Raw genomic sequence first — 20,479 nt, 5'->3', positions numbered from 1 at the left:
CCCATGACCCGCGTTCTTGTTCTTTACTATTCCAGCTATGGCCATGTCCGCGCCCTTGCGCAGGCCGAAGTCGAAGGCGCACGCAGCGTGCCCGGTACCCATGTCGACATGCGTCGCGTGCCTGAAACTGTTCCCGAGGAAATCCGGCAAAAGGTCGGCTTCGCCCCAGATGACACGCCCGTGGCTGCGCCGGCCGATCTGGAGGCCTATGACGCCATCATCTTCGGCACGCCGACGCTCTTCGGCATGATGGCCGGGCAGATGAAATCCTTCCTCGACCAGGCTGGTGGCCTCTGGGCACGGAATGCTCTGGTCGGCAAGGTCGCCGCCGTCTTCGCCTCCACCGGCTCGCAGCATGGCGGGCACGAGGCGACGCTGCTGTCCACTCAGATCCCGCTCCAGCATTTCGGGATGCTTATAGCCGGAATGCCCTACACCTTCGCCGGTCAGACGACGGCCGAAGGGATCGTCGGCGGTGCGCCCTATGGGGCGGGCACGATTGCAGGCGCAGACGGCTCGCGCGCACCGACAGAGACCGACCTCGCCGGCGCGCGTTTTCAGGGCGCGCATGTGGCCCGGATCGCCGCGCGGCTGGCTGGGGGCAACCTGTCAGAGGAGGCCGCGTAATGCCCTCCCTCACCATCGACTTCTTCCACGACGTCGTCTGCTGCTGGTGCTTCAACATCTCGTCGCGGATGCGGACGCTTGCCGCTGAGTTCGACCTCGACATCCGGCACCGCACCTTCGTCCTGCAGGCCAGCCGTGCCGAGATGGCCACCCGCTGGGGCACGCCCGAGGACGCCCGCGAGACCATCCTCGGGCACTGGGCGGTCTGCCGCCAGGTGAGCGACCGACCGGACCTCGTCGATATCGACGCCATGCGGGCCGCGCCCTTCGACTATCCCCACGGGCTGACGGCCGCACTGGGATGCAAGACAGCGGAGCAGCTTGGCGGACAGGCCGCCCACTGGGACATGTTCGACCGCCTGCAGCGCGCGCATCTGACGGAGGCGCGGAACGTCGCTGACCCAGCAACGGTGCTGCACGCCGCCCGGGAGCTGGGCTTCGAAGCTGCGGCCTTCGTCGATGTTTTCGAGGACCCGGAAACCCTTCGAGCCGTCGAGACCGACCGGCAACACGCCCGTGCCCTACAGGTCCGGTCCATTCCAACCCTCATCGTCCGCGAGACCGGCGCCCGGCTCGTCAACGGACCGCGCGAGGATTTGGCCGCGCAACTGCGCGCCGCCCTCCGCCTCGTCGCCTGAAAGGAAATGCCATGACCCTCTCATTTCTCCGCACTGCAGCCCGGCACAGGCACCGCATTCCGCGCGGCGTGCCGCGCGATCTGCCGCCTCATCTGATGCGCGACATCGGCCTTGATCCCTGGCCGGACCGCCCGCGTTTGCCCTTCCATCCGCTTTGGTAAGCCCCCGCCAGGAGATACAGCCATGTCCCGCACCACCGACATCCTTCTAACAGCGCTCGCCCCGGCGGTCTGGGGAAGCACCTATCTCGCCACGACCGAGGCGCTGCCTGCGGGATATCCCGTGACCCTTGCCGCGCTTAGGGCCTTGCCAGCCGGACTGCTGCTGCTTGCTGTCACGCGTTGCCTGCCACCCCGTGCCTGGCTCGGTCGCGTCTTCCTGCTCGGCAGTTTCAACTTCGCGCTGTTCTGGGCGCTCTTGTTCGTGGCCGCCTACAGGCTTCCCGGCGGGGTGGCGGCCACGCTGGGATCGCTGCAGGCCATGATGGTGATCCTGATGGCACGTGGGTGGCTCGGCACGCCGATCCGGGCAGGTGCGGTTGCCGCAGCTGCAACTGGCGTTCTGGGCGTGGCGCTTCTGCTGATCTCGCCGGACGCCGAACTGGACCCCGTGGGCATCGCCGCAGGGCTTGGTGGCGCGGCATCCATGGCGGCGGGCACGGTCCTCAGCCGGAAATGGCAACCGCCCGTCTCGGCCCTCAGCTTCACCGCCTGGCAGTTGACCGCCGGGGGGGTGATCCTGTTGCCGCTGGCGCTGATCGTGGAACCTGCGCTGCCGACACTCACGGCGACGAACCTGGCCGGACTGGTCTGGCTCGGGCTCATCGGTTCTGCGGCCACCTATGCGCTCTGGTTCCGGGGCGTCGCCCGGATCGAGCCAGGCGCGGTCTCGATGCTGGGCATGATGAGCCCGGTGACGGCGGTGATCCTTGGCTGGGTGGTGCTGGGCCAGTCGCTGTCCCTGCTGCAGGGATTCGGCGCGCTGATCGTCCTCGGCTCGGTCTGGGCAGGTCAACGGGCGAACCGCCCGACGACGCCAGCGTCGGCAAAGCCGGAGGCGGGTACCGCCCCAGCTGGCGGAACGATCATGAACCGCACCGGTGCGTTTCTGGCAATGTTCGGGTCGAATCCGTTCCGGTATGTCATGGCCAATCGCACCGAAAGGAGGCCCTGATGACCGATCCCGCACTGACGCCCGAGTTTGCCCGCCAAGCCCGCCTTGCAGGCATGCTGTACCTGCTCATCATCGTCGCGGGCCTAGGGGCCGAGCTGGGCCTGCGTGGCCCGTTGATCGACCTTGGCGATGCGGCAGGCACCGCGGCGGCGATCCTAGCCGCCCCGGGCCAGTTCCGGCTGGCCATCGTCGCCGATCTGGTGATGGCGCTTTCCGATGCCGGGCTCGCCATACTGCTTTATCTGATCTTTCGGGCCGCGTCGCCGGGGCTTGCCCTGTCCGCGATGGTGTTCCGGCTGATCCAGACTGTGCTGGTCGCCGCGAACCTCATGGTCCTGCAAGCCGCGTGGCTTCTGATTTCTGGCCCCAACGAGCTTGTCGATGCCAACGCGCTTGCGCTGGTGTTCCTCGATCTGCACGGTCATGGCTATGATCTCGGCCTCATTTTCTTTGGCGTCAATAGCTTGATCATGGGTCTGCTTGTCTGGCGATCAGGTCATTTTGCGAAGGTCTTCGGGGCCGGCCTGGCGATCGCCGGGCTCGTCTATCTGATCGGCAGCGGCCTGCGCTTCTTCTCCCCTGAATGGTCCCAGGCATTCGTACCGGCGTATCTACTGACGATCCTCGCCGAGACGGCGTTCTGCATCCGGCTGCTTTTTCAAAGGAACAGCCACCGAGAAAGGAATGCGGTGGCATGATCTGTCAATGCCTTGGCGGACGAGGCCAATACTTTGGCATCAGATCCCGCTACAGGCCAATCCTGAAATCTTTTCATCCGTAATGAGGGAGACATAGCAATGTTGTCTGAATCTCCGACGCTGCACATGCTGTGCGGTAAGATCGCATCCGGGAAGTCCACAATGGCCGCCCAGCTTGGGGCCACGCCCGGAACGGTTCTTATCGCTGAGGACTCCTGGCTCGATGCGCTCTTCGCAGATGAGCTGCATTCGCTGAAGGATTACGTGCGGTGCTCATCGAAACTCCAAAGTGTCATGGGGCCTCATGTGGTCGCCTTGCTGAACGCGGGTGTGTCGGTCGTCCTCGACTTCCCGGCAAACACCGTCGCGCAACGCGCCTGGATGAGGGAGATCATCGCCAGCACTGAGGCTGCGCACCAGCTTCATGTGTTTGACGTGCCAGATGACGTCTGCTTGGCTCGGCTGCGCGCGCGCAACGCGGCGGGAGACCATCCTTTCGCGGTCACGGAGGCACAGTTCCACCAGTTTTCCAGTCACTTCGCATCGCCGACTGCCGAAGAAGGCTTTGATCTGGTGGTGCATGGCGAAGCACTCGATCAGGTACAGGAGACCTAAAAATCAGACCAGAAGCCGTGCGGAATACGCACCCTCAAAATCAATTGGTCGCAAACTATCTGCGCGCTGCACGCAAATCATCTTGCTGGCGGGTGTTCGCGGCTTCATCGCCATGCCCCACTAGTGTTTCCTGAGCCGCTTGGTGAGGCCAGACTACCCACATGACCTGCGCCCGCATCACCGCGTAGTCGCCTGCACATCAACCTTGGCATAAGCCTTGCGGCCTCCCCAGCTCGGCTTCGCGTGTCGCAGGGGAGAACGGCCCTTCGGGCCGTCGCGCATTCGGCCATCCGGCCTCACCGCGGCGTTGCGCTTGGCATCCCGGTTTGCCCGCCTCGCGAGCACGTCCCTCCCCGGCCGCTCCGCCGGATTGCGCTCTGGTCTGTTTTGGCCCAAGGCCAAAACGATCCCGCCGCTCCATCCGTCTCCCGCGTTCGGTCGGGCCGTTTGCCTGCTCGTGTCGGGCAAACCTACCGTCAAAACACACACACATGAGTGCGGAAGCATATCCTCCGGATGGCCCCCAAATCAGCCCGCGTCAAGGATCGCAAAACTTTTCGGCGAGGACGGGGCCTGTGGCTTGGGGCGGTCCCGTGCGTGAGGGCGCGCATGTGTCATTTGCTGCACGCGGAAAACTTTTGCGCCCGGCAAGCCGGCGGCTGCGCCGTCCCTGACCCGGGCAGATTCGGAAACCAGGCATTCGGCCATGCCCCCACACTCACGTGGTGGCCTTGGAACCGAACACTGGAGACCAGACATGGCTTACGACAACGCAAACACCTACGAGACCATCGAACTTTTCGGACTGACTGAAAAGGACGCGCAGCTGCCGATCCCGGAGGATCACGTTCTGACCGACCACATCGTCCGCGAGAGCTTCGAGGCTTTGCTCGGTCAGCTGCGCGGGACCGGGCTTGAAGCGGAAATCGAACCGCTGGCCCATGGGCTCGCGACGATCCTCCAGCGGCGCAAGGTGGCGCTTGGTAAGGAGGTCGACCGCACCGCCGACAAGATCGGCGCGCTGGCAAAATCCCATGACGGATCGGAGATCGCCGAGACCGCGATTGAGGAGGCGCAGGCGCGCTTTGTGCAGCTGCGCGAGATTGTCGGCGCCATCGAGGTGATGAGCGAGGCAGCGGCGGAATGCTACGAGATCGAGACGGGCCACGCCTTCATCCCGGCAGCCGGGTCCCGCGCAAGCGTCCGGGCGCAAGAGACCGGGGCGATCTTCGAGGCGCGGCAGCTCCTGGAGCAGCACGACCGCGAGACTGCCGAGAAATCGAAAGTCGAGGGGGTGCCCCTGATCGTCTCAGGCGCCACCGACTGGACCGATGTCGATGTGATCTTCAACACGCTCGACAAGGTTCGCGAACGGATCAAGCAGAACCGCAATCAGGAGATCTTCCTCTGCCACAAGGGTGGCAAGCACGGGGCGGAGATGATTGCGGCTCGGTGGGCGCGCGCACGGGGTGTCGCACAAGCGCGCTTCGATCCGCGCTGGTCCGCGCATGGGCGGGCGGCACCGTTCAAGTGCAATGACGAAATGCTGGACGACAAGTTCGCGGCGACGGGGGTTGTACTCTTCGGCGGCAACGGGGTCGCGCTGAACCTCGGGCAGAAGGCGGAAGCGAAAGGTCTGACGGTCATGCGGGTTGCGGACCCGGCGAAGAAGGCGTCGCAGGATTGAAGAGAGGGGGTCGCGCTTGGCGCGGCCCTTTCGTCATGTCTCATGGCGCGTGCGGTCGGTCACGCGTGATCGGGAGCTCGCGGCGGCCAGCACCGTTATCCCTCTACCAAGTCCGTCAGCGTGCGGCCCATCCGCATCGGTACGGGTTGGGGATGGTGCGCACCTCACGCACATCGTCAGCATCGCAAGACACGAAGGCTCGAAACGTCGCACTTGAGGCTGAAGACTTGTGCGTCCCTCGGGTGGTGTTTCGGAATATCGCATCCACGCGGGCGGGCTCCGTCAGCACCCCGGCCAGGCTCGGCGGGACGCGGACGCGGATGATGGCGGCTGCGTGATGGCAAAGATCATCCGGATCACTCCTTTTTGCTCATCGATGTGGATCGCACGGGGTCGGCCCGTCCGTGCCCTCAGCTCACGCTTCGGCAAGCACAAATACGGCTTCCACGGCGGAGCCGCGGACCCTCCGCATTTGCGCTTGCGACCGGGCCTCTTGCCCCCATGCCGGGTGATCCCCATCGCAACAAGGAGTAACCCAAATGACCAACCACTACGTCGCCACCGTCCCCGTCAAGTTCACCGACACCGATGGCCAGGAGCGCACCCGCTTCCAACGCGTGGGTGCGATGTTCCGCAACACTCGCAACGGGGACGGCTCGGAGTTCTTCAGCCTCAAGCTCGACTTCCCGGTCGCGGTCTCGGAGCTGGTCATGTTCCCGCCGAGTGCGAAAGATCCCCAGGACTAAATCCTCTGACGAGGATGGGCCGCCCCAGGATGATCTTGGGGCGGCCCGATCCCTGTTCCAGGGATGCCGTGTCCGGCGGTCAGATCGCCCGAGGCGACTTCACGAAGTTGCCGGTCGCTGCGCATTCATCAGACGCACCTCCCCCGGAATGATCAGGTAGCGACAGACCGGCCAGTCAGCCTCAAGGGGGCCATCCACAAAAACCTATCGGCCAGGGCCTCCCGGTTTTTGCGGCAGAGATTTGGGGGCCAAATCTGGCCCTCCTTGACCCTGCCTGTCCGCCCTGTCGGTGGGGTTTGCGCCCGCCCGCGGTTCCGTCCGAACACGTGGTGTTCGGCCAGACCCTCGGGCGGGGCTGGTGGACGGGACCCCTAGGACAGGTGGGTCGCCCGGTGGTGAGGGCGGCAGAGCCGCGTCCCTGCGGGCCGCGGCGTGAAGCGGACACCAAGGCTGCCTGAGACTGAAAGCGACGGAAGTATATAATTGACAGCTTGGTATATTATCGTAAGGTAGGGGCAGCCTTGGTGGAAGGTGGCAGGAAATAGGGGGCCTTTCTTCGCATGTCGCGCTCAAAACGTCTCACAGATGCGGACCGCATGGAGATCGTTCGCGAAGCCGCGGAAGGCGTTTCCACTTCAGTGCTGGCGGAACGGTTTGGCGTGTCGGTGCGGGCGATCCAGTACACGCTCAAAGCCGATGCCGAGCGCCAGACGGATGCCGCAATTCCGGTCTCAGCGGTCAGTGTGAAGGTCACGGCGGCGGAGCTGGCGGCGCTCGACGAGGTGCTGGCGAAGGCGGGGATCGAGAGCCGGGCCGAGGGGCTGCGGCGGCTCATTCAGGCGGCAGGCGGGGTGTTCGTTCCGGACGCGCAGATGGCGGCCGAGATGGCGCGCTACCGCGCTTCACTGCACGAGGTCGGCAATGGGGTCACGCAAATCGCCAAGCAGATGACGCAGGCCAACCGGCGGGGGCAGGGGGCCGTGGGGGGCACGAGTGCCGAGTTCACCGAATTGCGCCTTGCCCAGATGCGCGGGTTGGCGCGGTTCATTCTGGATTCTGCTGACGAGATCGATCTGCTTCTGCGCCGCCGTCGGGACGCAATGCAGCTGCAGGCCACGGCCGCGCTGAGGGAGTTTGCGCATGCGGCTGAATGATGCCGTCCATGCCGTCACGGGCGAGGTCTTTCGGGATGGCTGGAGCCGCGTTCGGGGCTCGATGCAAGGGCTGCACGTGGCCAAGCAGACCCAGCTGACGCGCGCGGCAGCAGGGCACCGTCCGGCGGTCTTCAAGGCGATCCGGGGCGGGGGCACGCATACCAAATCGCAGCTGATGAACCAGCTCGATTACCTCACCACCAAGTCTACCCATATCGTGGACAGTAGCGGGTTCCTGGATGGCAAGGCGAAGCTCGAGGCGGGTGACATCAAGGACCTGACCGTGCGCTTTGCCAAACGGTGGGATGCGGGCTTCAAGCCCAAGCTCGGACAGACCACCCATATGCTCATGTCCTTCCCCATCGGCACGCGCGGGGAGGATGTGCGCGACATCGCGACGGACGTGGCCGAGCGGTTCTTCCAGACCGACGAGGGGCATTTCGACTACATCATCGCGGTGCATGAGGACCGCGATCACCCGCATGCGCATCTGGTGCTGAACCGCCGCTCGCAGGAAGGCGAGTTCTTTTTCCTGGGGCGCAACCACCGCTTCAACTATGACGACTTCCGCCTCGCCATGGTCGAGGAGGCGGAGAAGTACGGCGTGCGCCTGGAAGCCACGCGCCGGGTGGATCGCGGTGTCGTGCATTACCCGGCCCGCACCAGCGAGGTTTATGCGGCGAAAGAGGAGGGGCGCGCGCCCCGCGAGCGGGAACGCGTCGGGGCCGACCTGACCCGGACGCTCGTGGAGATCGCCAACACCAGAACCGTCTACCACGCGCTTGCCGCGGAGGCCTCGCGAGAAGCCCGCGAGGATATTGCCGCAGCCCTCTTCCGCGCGGGCGAGGTGCTGGCGCGCGGCGGGCAGGTGGACCGAACAGGAGATGTGTATATGGCCGAGGATCAGAGTTTCGAGGATCTGAGAAGCCTCTATGCGGAGAAGCTCGCACGGGTGCAGGGCATGATCGCCGAGAAGTCTGACGCCGAACGTCCCGTGCTGGAAAAACGCCTCATCGAGATCCAGACGCAGGTCCAGCACATGCAGCCACTCGGATTGCGATCATCCACGCTGTCAGAGCCCCCCTCAGAGGGCGGGATCTATTCCGAGGCCAATATTGACGCCAGCCAGCGCGAGCGACTGGCAGAGCCCGATCTGAGATCGCGCATTGACGCGGCACTACACGGCACCGGGATCAGCACATCGGAAGTGGTGGCCCGGATCGAGACGGGCGCCTCAAATGCAGCGCTCGAGCATCAATGGATCGCCAATGATCTCTCCAAAGTGGCTGAGGCGCGCGATCTGAACCTCGAGCGCCGCGCCGATCTGGAACAGGCGCGCGACATTCTCAACGATGTGCATGTCGCGCTTGGCACGCTGCTGGAACGGGAGAACGTGCTGCGCCGGGATGGTGTCATGGAAGCGGAACCGGTCAGCGAGCAGTTCCATTATCATGAGGGCGCGGTCCGGGCGATGGAAGGGACAATCCGTCAGGAGATGCGCGCAGAGGGCCTGACAGCGCAGCAGATCGAGGACCGGGATCGGGAGGTTGTCTCAAGGGCGGAGCGCCGGATCGAGACCGAGCAGCGCGCGTATCTCGAAGCACACCCGGACTTGCTCGCACGCCCTGGCGATGTGATTGACCGGTCTGAGCCCTACAGGGAGACCATCACCGATGCGGCCCGCGCCAGTGAGATCACCCGCGAGGTCGACCGGATCATGGAGGGACGCGACGTCCGCACGCCCGTTGCAGATGCTGTCACGGATGACTTACGCGCGCGCTATCCGGACATGCCGTCCCACCTCGCCCGTGGGCTTGGCGCGACCTATGCGGCCGTCGTCGAGATCCGGGACACGGAGGCCATCAATCAGGTCCGCCGCGAAAACGAGATGCGCGACGGGCTTGCGTCTGGCACGCGCGACGCGCTCCTCGCAGCCCGCGGTGAAACTGCGCCGCAGTCTCACCGTGCCGACCGCCTTGCAGACGAGATTGCGCGTGTTCTGGACCATGAGCGGGCCGGGGAGTTGTCCGCGCCCTTCGAGACCGAGGCGGAGCGGGACGCCTTCCGTGGCGAGATCGCGCGGGTGCTGGACGTTCGCCAACTCGACCGGCTCACATCTGGCGATGCCGATGCGCTGGACAAGGTTCTCGAGGACCGCCTCGACCGGCTCTATGTCGCCAAGGTCTATCTGCAATCGGATGCAGCGACGGCCAACACGGAGGCCTTGCGCCAGGTGGTCGATGATCTTGCCGACACCGAATACGAAAAACACCGCGCGACAGATGTGGATGGCGAGACCGAGCGGGGTCAGGTCCATTGAGCGCCTCCATGGGAAAAGCGCGGATCGCCACGGGCGTCCTGCTTGTGACGCTGGTGACCGGGGCCATAGGCTATACCATCGCCTCGGCGGTGCTGACCTACCAGGATCTCGGCTTCGGGGCCGAGATCGACTTTGCATATATCGCGCAGAACTATCTGGCGATCCTGGACCGCCGCCCGGAGGACGCGCAACTTATTCACCTGATCATCGGAAGCTTCGCCGCCGCCGGCCTGATGCTGAGCCTCGCCCTCTCGGGGTCCGCCCTGACACGGTTTGGCCAGACCCATTGGCAGACCGCGCGCGAGATGAAGGCCAATGGGTTCTTCGGGGCGCCAGGGACCGGGTTCATCCTCGGCAAGCTGGGGCCGCCGGGCTCCCGCGCCAACTACATCTGCTCCAAGGTCTTCCCCCATGCGCTGATCGTGGCGCCCACGGGCCGCGGCAAGACCACGGGCTTCGTCATTCCGAACCTGCTGACTTGGCAAGGCTCCGCCGTGACGCTCGATGTGAAGGGCGAGTGCTTTGAGGCCACGGCCCGGCATCGCGCAGCCCAAGGTGACAAGGTCTATCGCTTTGCCCCCACCGATTGGGAGGGCAAGCGCACGCATCGCTACAACCCGCTCCTGCGCATCTTTGAGCTGAAAGATCCCGCGCGCCAGCAGATGGAATTGCAGCTCCTGGCGACGCTCTTCCTCCAGAGCGACAATGACCGGGTGCAGGGTCTCCTCAAGGGCGGGATCGATCTCTTCGTGGCAGCAGGCCTGCTGGCCTTCCAGCGCAAGCGCCCCACCTTGGGCGAGATCTATCGCATCGCGGCCTCGGGCGGGAACAAGCAGAAGGAATACTTCGCGCGCGGCCACGAGGTCGACAACAGGGCCGCCAAGCTGATCTTCACCCGGCTGGCGTCCACCAACAATGACACGCTGACCTCTTATGTTTCGCTCCTGATGACCTCGGGGCTCGACCAATGGCAGAACCCGGCCATCGATGAAGCGACGGCAGTCTCGGACTTTGATTTCCGCACGATCCGGAAAAAGCCCTTATCGGTCTATCTCGTGGTCCAGCCGCTGATGGTAAAGCCACTCGCACCGCTGATCCGGCTGTTTTTCTCCGACCTGCTCTCGGCCATGCAGGAAAAGGACCCCGGGCCGGATGAGCCATGGCCCGTGATGATCATGCTCGACGAGTTCAATCGCCTCGGCAAAATGCCCATCGTGGTCGAAAGCATCGAGACACTGCGCACCTATCGTGGTCACCTGGCCGTGGTCACCCAAACCATCCCCGCCCTCGATGAAATCTATGGCGAGAACACCCGCCGCGCCCTGCAGGGCAATGCGGGCGTGAAGCTCTACCTCACGCCGTCAGACGAAAAAACCGTCGAGGAGCTGAGCAAGGCGGTCGGCAAGACCACGAAGACCGTGGTCACGCGGTCCCAGTCCATCGGCAAGAACCCCTTTGAAGGGCGCAGCCAATCCACACGGACCGAAGAAAGTTCGTTGTTGCCTGAGGATGAGGCGCGCCGCTTGCCGCTCGACGAGATCGTCATGGTGATCGATGCCCAGATGCCGGTCCGGGCAAAGCGGATCCAGTATTTTGACGATCGGCTGTTCAAGGCGATCCACGCGGCACAGACGGGCGAGTTGCCGTTTCCGGAGCCGGGGGGAGGGGGGTCGCAGGGCAATCTGCCGCTGAGTGTGCGGGCCATGCCGATGTCACCGCCACCGGACGGCCCCTGTGGTTCTGAAACTGATGTGGAGCGGGCACGCGAGAGCGTTGACGGTCAACCGTCAGGGCAATCTGATGTTGTTCCAAAGAAGACCGCGCCTGTCGTTCAAGCCGTTATCGCCGAGGAACAGCGCCAGATGGAGATGGATTTTGGGGGACAGCTTGCGGATGCCGAGACAGCGGGGGTGGATGATGAGGCGCAGATGCGCTCTGCAGTCGATGGGTTAGAAGAAATGGAAGCGATGCTGCAGGAGGAGGGTGGCAAAAAGCCAATTCATCGGTAGGGCGGTGGGCATGGTCTGACGGTCATAGAGGGCGGGATGCTGACGCTCAGTGTACGTGCGAAAACATCCGTTTGCGAGTAAGAAAATGGAAGCTCGAGACACGTCATTGGCCAACAATCGAGTTCGGCAGAGCCATGGCTAGGGGGTTCAGCATTGTGCCAGATGATATTGACTTACGGCTGCCCGCAGGCACCAATCACGAGTGAGCGCCAATCCATCGGCGCTTGAGCCGAAGGATATTGAAGCTGGACACAAGGGTTCGAGTTTTCTTGATTTGATGGATTTGAAAAATGAATACAGTACCAAAACCAAAATTTTCCGTGTCCGCCCGATATCTCGGACCCGTCTTCACTCTCGATGGAGAGTTGACGAAGAGCAATCAAAACCTAGTTTTCGCGCGAAACGGTATCGGCAAGTCCTTCCTGTCGCGCGCCTTCCGGTATCTTGATCTGTACGGCCAGCAGGAAGATGTGTCAGGCGCCGCTCTCAACCTTGTTTCTGACGAATCCACCGATGGCTCCGGCTCGTTTGCGTTTTCTCGCGGTACGACGGCAATGGGAACTCTCAACCTTCAAAAGGCTGGAGATGCGGTCACAGCAACGGTCAATGACACAATCTTCCACGTGTTCTCCGAGGATTTCGTGCAAGAAGAGTTGCGGGAACGAAAATACGAACTGGATGGCGAGATTGAAAACCAGATCGCCGTCGATAGAAGCTGTGGTGGACGCCGGTGATCGCACCCTCGGGGATGACGGTCTACGAGGGCGGCGACTTCCCGCAATGGCGAGGCGATATGCTGATCGGTGGATTGGCGGGGAGCGGCGTGGCGCTGATCGCTGGAGATGGCTCGGACCAGCTTGCGCGCTGGGATCTGGAGATGCGCGTGCGCGATGTTGCGGTCGGTCCGCAGGGGCAGGTCTGGATCATCGAAGACGCCGATGACGGCGCGCTCTACCGGCTGGTTCCGAACTGAGGGGAGCTTGGAGCGGGTAGCGGGAATCGAACCCGCGCGTTCAGCTTGGGAAGCTGACAGGCTACCATTACATCATACCCGCATGGTGCGAGCGCAGAGGTAAGTCAGGCGCCGCGCCCGGTCAAGAGGGATCGCGCAGCAAAACGCCCGGAAGGCCAGAGGCCGACCGGGCGTTTCTCGCAAACCCTAAGGGAGCGGGCTTACATCTTCGGCAGCATCACGGTCGAGATCACGTGGACCATGCCGTTCGACTGGCGCACATCAGCCGTCTCGACGGTTGCGACATCGCCCTTGGGATCGGTGAGCATCACCATGCCATCCTTCATGGTGGCCGTCAGCTCGCACCCGCCAAGCGTCTCGATCTTGGCCATGCCTTTGCCCTTTTCGATCGTCGCCACGATGTTCTCGGCGGTGATCACGCCCGATGCCACATGGCAGGTCAGGATCTTCGTCAGCGTCTCCTTGTTCTCGGGCTTGACCAGCGTCTCGACGGTGCCCGCGGGCAGCTTGTCGAACGCGTCATTGGTCGGCGCGAAGACGGTGAAGGGGCCGGGGCCGGACAGGGTCTCGACGAGGCCCGCAGCTTTCACGGCCGCGACGAGCGTGGTCAGGTTCGGCGCCGCCGAGGCATTGGCCGCGATCGGCTTGCTCTCATACATCTTGGCGCCGCCGACCATCGGGTTCATGTGATCGTCCGCAAGGGCGGGGCCCGCGACAGCAAGCGTTGCGGCAGCCGAAATCGACGCGACAAATGCGCGGAAGTTCAAAGACATAGTGGTTCTCCCTGTGATGTGACGGAGCGTTTCCGTCTGGTGCAAGGGCTACGCAGGAGAGGCGGGATAGCGATCACTCGGGCGCGATCACGAAGGCGTGAGCGCAGATCCAATACCAGTGTCAGACCTCTCGGGGGCTTCGTCGCAGAGGGGGCGGGGCTCCCTTTCGGCGCGCTCGGAGCGCGGCCATCGCGCAGCCGCGACGGGGCGTCAGACGCGACGCAGGTGCACCGCGAAAAAGGGTGGCGGAAGAAGACGCTCCGGCCGACAGCCGTCATTTGGGGGGATGCTGCGGGCGTCCGAAAATCGGACACTCGGATTTCATCGTCTTTGCTATGAAAGTGTCCAGCATCCACGGCCGCATGATTCGTGTATTCTGAATCAGTGCGGAGGCTTTCCGGAGCGAGAAGGTCCGTTGGCTTGCTCTGATGACCTGTCTTTTCGGGGAGGAGAAGATGGAGCAGACAGTACAGAAGGGAGATTGGGAAGACTTCATGGCCGTAGGGCGGGTTCCACGCCAAATCCGCCTTGAGGTTCTCGAGAGCTGGAAGCGTTCCGCGCGCCATTCCTTTTCCCATCTCAGGTTTGCGCCGGCCCTGACGGAAGATGAATTGGCGGCGCAGCGAACATCTGCGCGCCGGTTGCGCCGCGGCGCGCACACGGCGCTGCAGCGCGCCGGGCGACTGCTGAACAAAAGCGGCGAGATCCTGTTGCTCTGCGATGATGCGGGGGTGGTGCTCGACGCCGTCGGCGACAGCCGGACACTCGCGCGCGGCAGCGAAAACCATCTGAACCTTGGCGGGCAATGGACCGAGGAGGCCATCGGGACCAACGCGATCGGAACGTCGATCAAGCTGGGGCTTCCGGTCATGATCCGCGAGGCGGAACATTTCTGCGAGGCGATCCAGAGATGGAACTGTGTCGCGACGCCGATCGCCGAGCCGGGGACCGGCCGGCTCCTCGGGGTGGTCGATATCTCCTGGCCGGAAGCTCTTCATCAGACCAGCGCGGCCGCCTTGTCCGCCGCGCTGGCCTTGCAGGTGGAGACGGAACTGACCCGCATGGTTTCGCGTGAACGCGAAACTCTGGCCGAACGCATCCACTTGCGGCGTCTGCGTCGGGGGAATGATCCGTTGCTGATCATGGATCGCAGCGGCGCAGATGTCTTCGCGACCGAGGATTTCGCGCGGTTCTGCGAGGATGATGAAGCGCTCACATGGCTGCGCGGTCAGGTGCCCCAAATCATCGACCAGACCCCCGACACGATCGCCGAAACTCTTGCCGATTGCCTGCATAACGCGGATCTGGAAGTGATCGAGGATCAGGGCGAGGCGATCGGTGTCATGCTCTGCATGCGGCAACGCCGCGCGAAGGCCCTCGATATGTCGGCGCAGCTGGATCAGGCAAGCAAGCTCGGAGAGGCGAGCGCGCGGCTTTGCGCTCAGGCCCGAAAGCTCGCGCAGACCACGATCCCGATCCTCATCGAAGGCGAGACGGGAACCGGGAAGACCTATCTGGCGGAAGCCATTCATCACGCGAGCACCGAAGCCGAGGGTCCCTTCACCCTCATCGATTGCCCGCAACTGACGGAAGCGGGGCTTCGCGAGGATCTCGCCGAGGCTCGCTACGGATTGGAAGTCGGGGTGCTGTGCCTCAACAGCCCGGGCGCCGCGATCGCGCCCGTTCAGAAGCTCTTGCTGGCGGCGGTCGAGCAGGCCTCCTTGCGTGGAATGCGTATCATCTCCCTGTCGCAGCGTTCGCTCTATGACGAAATGCGCAAAGGGGCTTTCCGAAGCGATCTCTACTATCGGATCGCCGGGGTGCGGCTCCACATTCCGCCTCTGCGTGAGCGCCCCGAAGAGATCGCGCCGCTTCTCCAGCAGCTCGTCCGTTGTCACAGCGCAAGGCAATGCGGTCGCGAAATTCGCTTCACGTCCGGTGCGATGGATGCTCTGAAAGCCTATGCCTGGCCCGGCAATATCCGCGAGATGCGCAACCTTGTCGCAACACTCGACGCCTTGTCTCCGACCGGGCTCATTGATGACCGGACGCTCCCGCCGGAGTTCCGTCAGCGCGACACGCGAAACGGGGCGGAGACGACTTTGCGTGATCTGGAACGGGCCGAAATCATCAGCGCGATCGCTGCCGAGAACGGCAATCTCTCTCAGGTCGCGCGCCGCCTCGGGATCGCGCGCTCGACGCTCTATCTCAAGCTCGACAGTTTCGGGATCGCGCGATCGCAAAAGGCCTGAAGGCCTATGGGGCGGCAATCCCCCTGCGACCCGTGAGTGACGATCACTCACGGGATTTTCCTATCTTTGAAGACATTCCGAGCTGAACGTTTCGACAGCTCTTCCCGGGTGGCCCTCGATATGGCCGTATCGGGCCGACCTTCGCCGCGATTTCGCGTCCGCAGCGTGTCCGTCAGACCCGTCGAAAATCGGACACCGCGACCTGAAATCACGCTGCCATCCTGTGACTCAGCCGCGCCCAGGTCGGGCCGGCTTTGGCTAAGGGAGGAGTTTTTCGTGCCACTGGACAAGAAAAACAGCCGTTCCGTGCAGGTGCTGGGCATCGACGCGGGCGGGACGATGACTGACACGTTTTTTGTCGATGCGGATGGGGAATTCGTCGTCGGCAAGGCGCAATCGACGCCGGATAACGAAGCGCGCGGCCTCATCGAGTCGAGCCGCGAAGGGCTGGAGCACTGGGGCTTGTCGCTGGAGGAGGCGCTGGGCTCGATCCAGACCGGGGTTTATTCCGGCACCGCGATGCTCAATCGCGTGGTTCAGCGCAAGGGGCTCAAGACCGGGCTGATCGTCAATGCGGGGATGGAGGATTTCCACCGCATGGGTCGCGCCTGTCAGGCCTATCTGGGGATGGCCTACGAGGACCGCATCCACCTCAACACCCATTACTATGACGATCCGCTCGTGCCGCGTCACCTGACGCGCGGCGTGATGGAGCGCGTGGACATGTTCGGCGACGTGGTCATTCCGCTGCGCGAGGACACGGCGCGCAGCGCGGCGCAGGAGCTGATCGCGCAGGATGTCGAGGGCATCGTGATCTCGCTTCTGCACAGCTACAAGAACCCCGCGCATGAGCGCCGGGTGCGCGATATCGTGGCCGAGGAGGTCGAGAAATCGGGCAAGCAGATCCCGGTCTTCGCCTCGACCGATTACTACCCGGTGCGCAAGGAGACCCACCGCACCAATACCACCGTGCTCGAGGCCTTCGCCGCCGAGCCCTCGCGCCAGACGCTCAAGAAGATCTCGGCCGCGTTCAAGGACAATGGCTCGAAATTCGATTTCCGGGTGATGGCCACGCATGGCGGCACGATCAGCTGGAAGGCGAAGGAGCTGGCGCGCACCATCGTCTCGGGGCCGATCGGCGGCGTGATCGGCGCGAAATATCTCGGCGAGGTTCTGGGCTACAAGAACATCGCCTGCTCGGATATCGGCGGGACCTCCTTCGACGTGGCGCTGATCACGCAAGGCGAACTGACGATCCAGAACGACCCCGACATGGCGCGGCTGGTGCTGTCGCTGCCGCTCGTGGGGCTTGATTCCGTGGGCGCAGGCGCGGGCAGCTTCATCCGCCTCGATCCGTATACCAAGGCGATCAAGCTTGGTCCCGACAGCGCGGGCTATCGGGTCGGCGTGTGCTGGGCCGATAGCGGCATCGACACGGTGACGATCTCGGATTGCCACGTCATTCTGGGTTACCTGAACCCCGACAACTTCCTCGGCGGTCAGGTCAAGCTCGACCGGCAGCGCGCCTATGATGCCATGAAGGAACAGATCGCCGATCCGCTCGGGTTGACGGTCGAGGAAGCGGCGGCGGGCGTCATCGAGCTTCTGGACAGCGACCTGCGCGACTATCTGCGCTCGATGATCTCGGGCAAGGGCTACTCGCCGTCGTCGTTTACCTGCTTCAGCTATGGCGGGGCCGGTCCGGTCCATACCTATGGCTATACCGAAGGTCTGGGCTTCGAGGACGTGATCGTGCCGGCCTGGGCCGCGGGCTTCTCGGCCTTCGGCTGCGCCGCGGCGGATTTCGAATATCGCTACGACAAGTCGCTCGACGTGAACATCGCCGAAGAGGCGTCGGACGATGCCAAGGAGATCGAGGCGAAGACCCTGAACGACGCCTGGCACGAACTGGCTGAGCGCGTGCTCGAGGAGTTCGAACTCAACGGCTATTCGCGCGATCAGGTCACGCTGCAACCCGGCTACCGGATGCAGTATCGCGGCCAGCTCAACGATCTCGAGATCGAAAGCCCGATCGAGTCGGCCAAGACGGCGGCGGACTGGGACAAGCTCGTCGATGCGTTCAACGACACTTACGGGCGGGTCTATGCCGCCTCGGCGCGTTCGCCCGAGCTGGGCTATTCGATCACCGGCGCGATCATGCGCGGCACCGTGCCGATCCCGAAACCCAACATCCCCAAGGAGGAAGAAGGTAGCCCGACCCCGCCGGACGAGGCCAAGCTTGGCACCCGCAAATTCTATCGCAAGGGCAAATGGGTCGATGCGCAGCTCTACCAGATGGAAAGGCTCGTGCCCGGCAACCGGGTCACCGGTCCCGCGATCATCGAATCCGACGCCACGACCTTCGTCGTGCCGGGAGGGTTCGAGACATGGCTCGACGGTCACCGCCTGTTCCATCTGAAAGAAGTGTGACGGCCAAGGGAGGAAGAACCAATGAATATGCAAACTGACATCAAGGGCATCGTCCGTGGCGGTCAAACGCTCAAGCAGCACCGCGACGAGATCATGGCCAAGACCAAGGGCACCGGGCATTATGCCGGGCTCACGGAACGGGCGCTGCACAAGGAAAGCCCGATCCTCTACAACAAGCTGTTCTCGCGCTTGCGGGCCGGCGTTGTCGATGCGCGCGAAACCGCGAAGAAGATCGCCGCGTCCCCGATCGTGGAGCAGGAGGGCGAGCTGTGCTTCACCCTCTATAACGCGGCCGGGGATTCCATCCTGACCTCGACCGGGATCATCATCCATGTCGGCACCATGGGCGCCGCGATCAAATACATGATCGAGAACGACTGGGAGAGTAATCCGGGGATCAAGGACAAGGATATCTTCTGCAACAATGACAGCCTGATCGGCAATGTCCATCCGTGCGACATCCACACCATCGTGCCGATCTTCCACGAGGGCGAGCTGATCGGCTGGGTCGGCGGCGTGACCCATGTGATCGACACCGGCGCGGTCGGCCCGGGCTCGATGACGACGGGTCAGGTGCAGCGCTTCGGCGACGGCTATTCGGTGACCTGCCGCAAGATCGGCGAGAATGACGAGCTGAAACGCGACTGGCTGCATGAGAGCCAGCGCGCGGTGCGCACCACGCGCTACTGGATGCTAGACGAACGCACCCGCGTCGCCGGCTGCCACATGATCCGCAAGCTGGTCGAGGAGGTGATCGCCGAGGAGGGGATCGAGGCCTATTGGAAATTCGCCTATGAGGCGGTCGAGCATGGCCGGATCGGTCTGCAGAACCGGATCAAGGCGATGACCATCCCGGGCACCTATCGTCAGGTCGGCTTCGTCGACGTGCCCTACAACCATGAAGACGTGCGCGTGCCTTCGGATTTCGCCAAGGTCGACACGATCATGCACACTCCCTCCGAGATGACGATCCGCAAGGACGGGACTTGGCGGCTCGATTTCGAGGGCTCGTCACGCTGGGGCTGGCACACCTACAACGCCCATTCGGTCTCGTTCACCTCGGGTATCTGGGTGATGATGACCCAGACCCTGATCCCGACCGAGATGATCAATGACGGGGCCGCCTACGGGACCGAGTTTCGCCTGCCCAAGGGCACCTGGATGAACCCCGACGACCGGCGCGTGGCCTTCGCCTATAGCTGGCACTTCCTGGTCTCAAGCTGGACGGCGCTCTGGCGCGGGCTCTCGCGCAGCTATTTCGGGCGCGGCTATCTCGAAGAGGTGAACGCGGGCAACGCCAATACCTCGAACTGGCTGCAGGGCGGCGGGTTCAACCAGTATGACGAGATCCATGCGGTGAACTCCTTCGAATGCGCGGCCAACGGGGTCGGCGCCAGCGCCATCGCCGACGGCATCAGCCACGCGGCGGCGATCTGGAACCCCGAAGGCGACATGGGCGATATGGAGATCTGGGAGCTGGCCGAACCGCTGGTTTATCTGGGCCGCCAGATCAAGGCCAGTTCGGGCGGCGCGGGCAAGTATCGCGGCGGCTGCGGCTTTGAATCCCTGCGCATGGTCTGGAACGCGAAGGACTGGACGATGTTCTTCATGGGCAACGGCCATATCAGCTCCGACTGGGGGCTGATGGGCGGCTATCCGGCGGCTTCGGGCTATCGCTTCGCGGCCCATGACACGGGGCTGAAGGAAAAGATCGCCAACGGTGATCCCATTCCCTTCGGCGGCGATACCGATCCCGAACACCCGACCTATGACGCGATGGTAAACCCCGAGGGCATCAAGCGCGACAAGCAGGCGATCACCACCGAGGAGATGTTCAAGGATTACGACCTCTACCTCAACTACATGCGTGGTGGTCCGGGCTTCGGCGATCCGCTTGATCGCGAGGCGCAGTCGGTGGCCGAGGATGTGAATGGCGGCTACCTGCTCGAACGCTTCGCCGAGACGGTCTACGGCGTCGTGCTCGCGAAAGGGTCCGATGGTCTGTTTGCGGCGGATGAGGCGGGCACCGAGGCGTTGCGCGCGCAAATCCGCAAGGACCGTCTGGCCAAGGCCCAGCCGACCCGCGAGTGGATGGCCAGGGAACGCGAGCGCATCCTCGCGAAGGATGCCGGCACCCATGTCCAGCAGATGTTCGCGGCGAGCTTCAAGCTCGGCCCGAAATGGGAGGAAGGGTTCCGCAAGTTCTGGGATCTGCCCGAGGAGTGGCAACTGAAGGAAGAGGATCTGCCGATCCCCTCCTATGGTCGCGAATATTCCATGGACCTCTCCGATCTGCCGGACGTGAAGACCGTCAAGTTCGTCGAGGAATGATCCCGCGGGGCGCCGTATCCGCCTCCCGCACGGCGCCCCGAGAAACTCAGGAG

16 protein-coding genes and 1 tRNA gene are annotated in these 20,479 nt (G+C 63.6%); 15 read left to right on the top strand and 2 right to left on the bottom strand.

Features of this window, described 5'->3' with window-relative positions; translation table 11 throughout:
* The first annotated feature begins 3 nt into the window (after positions 1-3).
* The 12 genes from wrbA to I9P22_RS04550 all read left to right on the top strand — a co-directional run bounded on the left by wrbA (position 4) and on the right by I9P22_RS04550 (position 12,640).
* Entirely contained in the window at positions 4-627 is a 624-nt protein-coding gene (gene wrbA, locus I9P22_RS04605) for an NAD(P)H:quinone oxidoreductase (RefSeq protein WP_150282710.1), read from the top strand.
* Positions 627-1,265: a DsbA family oxidoreductase gene (locus I9P22_RS04600; RefSeq protein WP_199258198.1), complete on the top strand. Its 639-nt coding sequence runs from the start codon at positions 627-629 to the stop codon at positions 1,263-1,265. Before wrbA ends, I9P22_RS04600 begins: the two co-directional genes overlap by 1 nt.
* A gap of 183 nt (positions 1,266-1,448) precedes the next feature.
* Positions 1,449-2,438, top strand: coding sequence for an EamA family transporter (locus I9P22_RS04595; protein ID WP_199258197.1), 990 nt, complete (start codon positions 1,449-1,451; stop codon positions 2,436-2,438).
* Positions 2,438-3,136, top strand: coding sequence for a DUF4386 domain-containing protein (locus I9P22_RS04590; RefSeq protein WP_199258196.1), 699 nt, complete (start codon positions 2,438-2,440; stop codon positions 3,134-3,136). The genes I9P22_RS04595 and I9P22_RS04590 overlap by 1 nt, the downstream gene beginning before the upstream one ends.
* Positions 3,137-3,235: 99 nt before the next feature.
* Positions 3,236-3,751: an AAA family ATPase gene (locus I9P22_RS04585; RefSeq protein WP_150282707.1), complete on the top strand. Its 516-nt coding sequence runs from the start codon at positions 3,236-3,238 to the stop codon at positions 3,749-3,751.
* 757 nt (positions 3,752-4,508) lie between these two features.
* Entirely contained in the window at positions 4,509-5,438 is a 930-nt protein-coding gene (locus I9P22_RS04580) for a DUF2493 domain-containing protein (protein WP_199258195.1), read from the top strand.
* A gap of 539 nt (positions 5,439-5,977) precedes the next feature.
* The gene (locus I9P22_RS04575) at positions 5,978-6,184 is read left to right on the top strand and encodes a hypothetical protein (protein ID WP_007120662.1); all 207 of its coding nucleotides are present in this window, start codon (positions 5,978-5,980) and stop codon (positions 6,182-6,184) included.
* A gap of 560 nt (positions 6,185-6,744) precedes the next feature.
* A complete protein-coding gene (locus tag I9P22_RS04570) occupies positions 6,745-7,338 on the top strand; it encodes a helix-turn-helix domain-containing protein (protein WP_199258194.1) in 594 nt (197 codons plus the stop codon).
* Entirely contained in the window at positions 7,325-9,658 is a 2,334-nt protein-coding gene (locus tag I9P22_RS04565; protein ID WP_199258193.1) for a relaxase/mobilization nuclease domain-containing protein, read from the top strand. Before I9P22_RS04570 ends, I9P22_RS04565 begins: the two co-directional genes overlap by 14 nt.
* An 8-nt stretch (positions 9,659-9,666) precedes the next feature.
* Positions 9,667-11,667, top strand: coding sequence for a type IV secretory system conjugative DNA transfer family protein (locus I9P22_RS04560; protein ID WP_199258192.1), 2,001 nt, complete (start codon positions 9,667-9,669; stop codon positions 11,665-11,667).
* 290 nt (positions 11,668-11,957) lie between these two features.
* Positions 11,958-12,401, top strand: coding sequence for a hypothetical protein (locus I9P22_RS04555; RefSeq protein ID WP_199258191.1), 444 nt, complete (start codon positions 11,958-11,960; stop codon positions 12,399-12,401).
* Between the two features lie 14 nt (positions 12,402-12,415).
* Entirely contained in the window at positions 12,416-12,640 is a 225-nt protein-coding gene (locus tag I9P22_RS04550) for a PQQ-dependent sugar dehydrogenase (protein WP_199258190.1), read from the top strand.
* Positions 12,641-12,648: 8 nt separating this feature from the next.
* On the opposite strand, the gene I9P22_RS04545 is transcribed toward I9P22_RS04550, so the two are convergent.
* A tRNA-Gly gene (locus I9P22_RS04545) sits at positions 12,649-12,722 on the bottom strand.
* A 118-nt stretch (positions 12,723-12,840) separates the two neighbouring features.
* On the bottom strand, positions 12,841-13,326 hold the full coding sequence (locus I9P22_RS04540) for a fasciclin domain-containing protein (RefSeq protein WP_233253208.1): 486 nt from the start codon (positions 13,324-13,326) through the stop codon (positions 12,841-12,843).
* Between the two features lie 542 nt (positions 13,327-13,868).
* Between I9P22_RS04540 and I9P22_RS04535 the strand changes: the two genes are divergently transcribed.
* From I9P22_RS04535 to I9P22_RS04525, 3 genes are all read left to right on the top strand, one after another.
* A complete protein-coding gene (locus tag I9P22_RS04535) occupies positions 13,869-15,665 on the top strand; it encodes a sigma-54-dependent Fis family transcriptional regulator (protein WP_199258189.1) in 1,797 nt (598 codons plus the stop codon).
* 276 nt (positions 15,666-15,941) lie between these two features.
* Positions 15,942-18,095 (top strand): hydantoinase/oxoprolinase family protein, encoded by a 2,154-nt coding sequence (locus tag I9P22_RS04530; RefSeq protein ID WP_245794946.1) that lies wholly within the window; start codon positions 15,942-15,944, stop codon positions 18,093-18,095.
* Positions 18,096-18,116: 21 nt separating this feature from the next.
* A complete protein-coding gene (locus tag I9P22_RS04525; RefSeq protein ID WP_199258188.1) occupies positions 18,117-20,426 on the top strand; it encodes a hydantoinase B/oxoprolinase family protein in 2,310 nt (769 codons plus the stop codon).
* The last annotated feature ends 53 nt before the right edge of the window (positions 20,427-20,479 follow it).

The sequence above is a fragment of the Paracoccus binzhouensis genome (assembly GCF_016446475.1).
Lineage (GTDB): Bacteria > Pseudomonadota > Alphaproteobacteria > Rhodobacterales > Rhodobacteraceae > Paracoccus > Paracoccus binzhouensis.
This window is presented reverse-complemented; position numbering and strand designations above follow the sequence as displayed.

Bases quoted from the DNA above. Each gene is read 5' to 3' on its own strand.
- wrbA (WP_150282710.1), top strand. From the start codon at position 4: ATGACCCGCGTTCTTGTTCTTTACTATTCCAGCTATGGCCATGTCCGC.
- I9P22_RS04600 (WP_199258198.1), top strand. From the start codon at position 627: ATGCCCTCCCTCACCATCGACTTCTTCCACGACGTCGTCTGCTGCTGG.
- I9P22_RS04595 (WP_199258197.1), top strand. From the start codon at position 1,449: ATGTCCCGCACCACCGACATCCTTCTAACAGCGCTCGCCCCGGCGGTC.
- I9P22_RS04590 (WP_199258196.1), top strand. From the start codon at position 2,438: ATGACCGATCCCGCACTGACGCCCGAGTTTGCCCGCCAAGCCCGCCTT.
- I9P22_RS04585 (WP_150282707.1), top strand. From the start codon at position 3,236: ATGTTGTCTGAATCTCCGACGCTGCACATGCTGTGCGGTAAGATCGCA.
- I9P22_RS04580 (WP_199258195.1), top strand. From the start codon at position 4,509: ATGGCTTACGACAACGCAAACACCTACGAGACCATCGAACTTTTCGGA.
- I9P22_RS04575 (WP_007120662.1), top strand. From the start codon at position 5,978: ATGACCAACCACTACGTCGCCACCGTCCCCGTCAAGTTCACCGACACC.
- I9P22_RS04570 (WP_199258194.1), top strand. From the start codon at position 6,745: ATGTCGCGCTCAAAACGTCTCACAGATGCGGACCGCATGGAGATCGTT.
- I9P22_RS04565 (WP_199258193.1), top strand. From the start codon at position 7,325: ATGCGGCTGAATGATGCCGTCCATGCCGTCACGGGCGAGGTCTTTCGG.
- I9P22_RS04560 (WP_199258192.1), top strand. From the start codon at position 9,667: ATGGGAAAAGCGCGGATCGCCACGGGCGTCCTGCTTGTGACGCTGGTG.
- I9P22_RS04555 (WP_199258191.1), top strand. From the start codon at position 11,958: ATGAATACAGTACCAAAACCAAAATTTTCCGTGTCCGCCCGATATCTC.
- I9P22_RS04550 (WP_199258190.1), top strand. From the start codon at position 12,416: ATGACGGTCTACGAGGGCGGCGACTTCCCGCAATGGCGAGGCGATATG.
- I9P22_RS04540 (WP_233253208.1), bottom strand. From the start codon at position 13,326: ATGAACCCGATGGTCGGCGGCGCCAAGATGTATGAGAGCAAGCCGATC.
- I9P22_RS04535 (WP_199258189.1), top strand. From the start codon at position 13,869: ATGGAGCAGACAGTACAGAAGGGAGATTGGGAAGACTTCATGGCCGTA.
- I9P22_RS04525 (WP_199258188.1), top strand. From the start codon at position 18,117: ATGAATATGCAAACTGACATCAAGGGCATCGTCCGTGGCGGTCAAACG.